The following is a 1765-nucleotide window of genomic DNA, read 5'->3' as shown; positions in this document are numbered from 1 at the left end:
CATAAATGACCTCATATTTATTTATGGGTTGTTATTTTACCGGTAGATGCTCAAACTTTGGCGAGGACGAGCGTCTACCGGTTTTTTCTTTTCTGCAATAATTTCCTTATTTGTTCTCGATTACTACATCTCATATAACTAATATTATATAAGCTTAAAACTCAAGTCAAGAAAAAGTTTACTTTATTACTAGTAATAAATATTACTTTGTGTTTTAGTTTTTATTCATCATAATTCTTTTTATACAAGTCGCTTACAATAGACGTGTATAAAACATTTTGTTGCTATATTATTATATTATTTGTATATTAGTAATAAATATTACTAATAATATTATTGATATGATGTCTAAAATTTTTGCAGTCAGTAATTATAAAGGTGGCGTAGGTAAAACTACTTCTACTATTAATCTTGGTGCGGCTTTAGCTTATAAAAAAAGGAAAGTACTTTTAATAGACTTAGATCCTCAGGCTAATTTAACAATTAGCTTAGGTATAACAGATGTAAAAATTAGTATTTATGAGAATTTACGGGGTAAAAGCAATGTTGAACCTATAAAGTATAAAAATAATTTAAGTATTTTACCTTCTTCACTTGATTTATCTGCTGCAGAGATTGAACTAAGTTCAGAACCTGGTAGAGAATATATACTAAAAGAAATTATTAAAAAGCTTCAAAGGGAATTTGATTATATTTTCATCGATTGCCCTCCATCTCTAGGATTATTAACAATAAATGCATTAACAGCTTCTCAATATGTTATCATTCCTATGCAAGCAGAGTATCTCCCGCTTCGAGGATTAGCAAAATTAACTGAAGTAATAGAAAAAATCCAAAAAAGATTGAATAATAAATTACAAATTGGCGGGGTGTTTTTTACTCAGTATGATGCTAGAAAAATTCTAAATAAGGATATTGCAGATAGTGTAAGTGCATTCTTCTTAGAAAAACTATTTGAGACAAAAATTTCTAATAATATTGCTTTAGCGGAAGCCCCTAGCCAAGGAAAAGATATATTCTCATACAACAAAAATTGTAAGGGAGCTGTTGATTATAATACATTATGCGAAGAAATGATAAAAAGAGGATTGTTTTAAATGACAAAAAAAAATTTTAAAACTGGTTTTGATGGGTTACTCACCAATAGCCCTACTAATCAAATTAAATATGATACTCCAGAAACATTAAGGGCAACTTTTGTAGTAAATGCGGAGCAATTAGAAAAATTAAAAGCTATATCATACTGGCAACGCAAAAAAATTAAAGATACTGTTGAAGATGCATTTGATTTTTACATAAGTGATTATGAAAAAAAGAATGGGGTCATTAAATTAAGAGAGTGAAATCATTATTTTGATATATAAAAAAATATTTAGTATTCTAATACAATATTTTGTTTGACAAATAAAAAAAATGTTCATATATATTATAGTTTAAGATATTTACTTAAAAAGTATTCAAAATGAATATAGAACCGTCTGTTAGCAAAGATAAAGAAGAGCAAATAGTAACTTTGCGAATTCGCAAAAATATAGTTGAACTCGTGGATAAAGAAAGATCTAAATTTTCCTCTCCCAGAAGCTCGTGGATTACTCAGGCAGTAGTAGAAAAATTAGAACGACTAGGATATGAAATAGAATAAGTTAGGGTTAAGTCCTCGAACTCACGATCCAAAGACTTAACAACTTATAAAAGCTTTCGCACGGCTTTATAAGTTTATAGTACATGTTTTTATATAAAAAGTCAAGGGTTTTAGGTACTTAGC

At 28.3% G+C, this 1765-nt stretch carries 3 protein-coding genes; all 3 read left to right on the top strand.

Annotation, left to right across the window (positions count from 1 at the left end; all coding sequences use genetic code 11):
- The first annotated feature begins 281 nt into the window (after positions 1-281).
- Complete coding sequence (locus KYQ89_RS03240) at positions 282-1097, top strand: ParA family protein (RefSeq protein ID WP_256621224.1); 816 nt, start codon at positions 282-284, stop codon at positions 1095-1097.
- On the top strand, positions 1098-1343 hold the full coding sequence (locus KYQ89_RS03235) for a hypothetical protein (RefSeq protein ID WP_218460383.1): 246 nt from the start codon (positions 1098-1100) through the stop codon (positions 1341-1343). It begins immediately after the preceding gene.
- Between the two features lie 119 nt (positions 1344-1462).
- On the top strand, positions 1463-1642 hold the full coding sequence (locus tag KYQ89_RS03230) for a hypothetical protein (RefSeq protein WP_218460382.1): 180 nt from the start codon (positions 1463-1465) through the stop codon (positions 1640-1642).
- Positions 1643-1765 lie beyond the last annotated feature (123 nt).

It is taken from the genome of Rickettsia sp. TH2014, from assembly GCF_019249195.1.
In the GTDB taxonomy this organism is placed as follows: domain Bacteria; phylum Pseudomonadota; class Alphaproteobacteria; order Rickettsiales; family Rickettsiaceae; genus Rickettsia; species Rickettsia felis.
The sequence above is the reverse complement of the archived record's forward strand: the minus strand, read 5'-3'. Positions and strand labels throughout refer to the sequence as shown.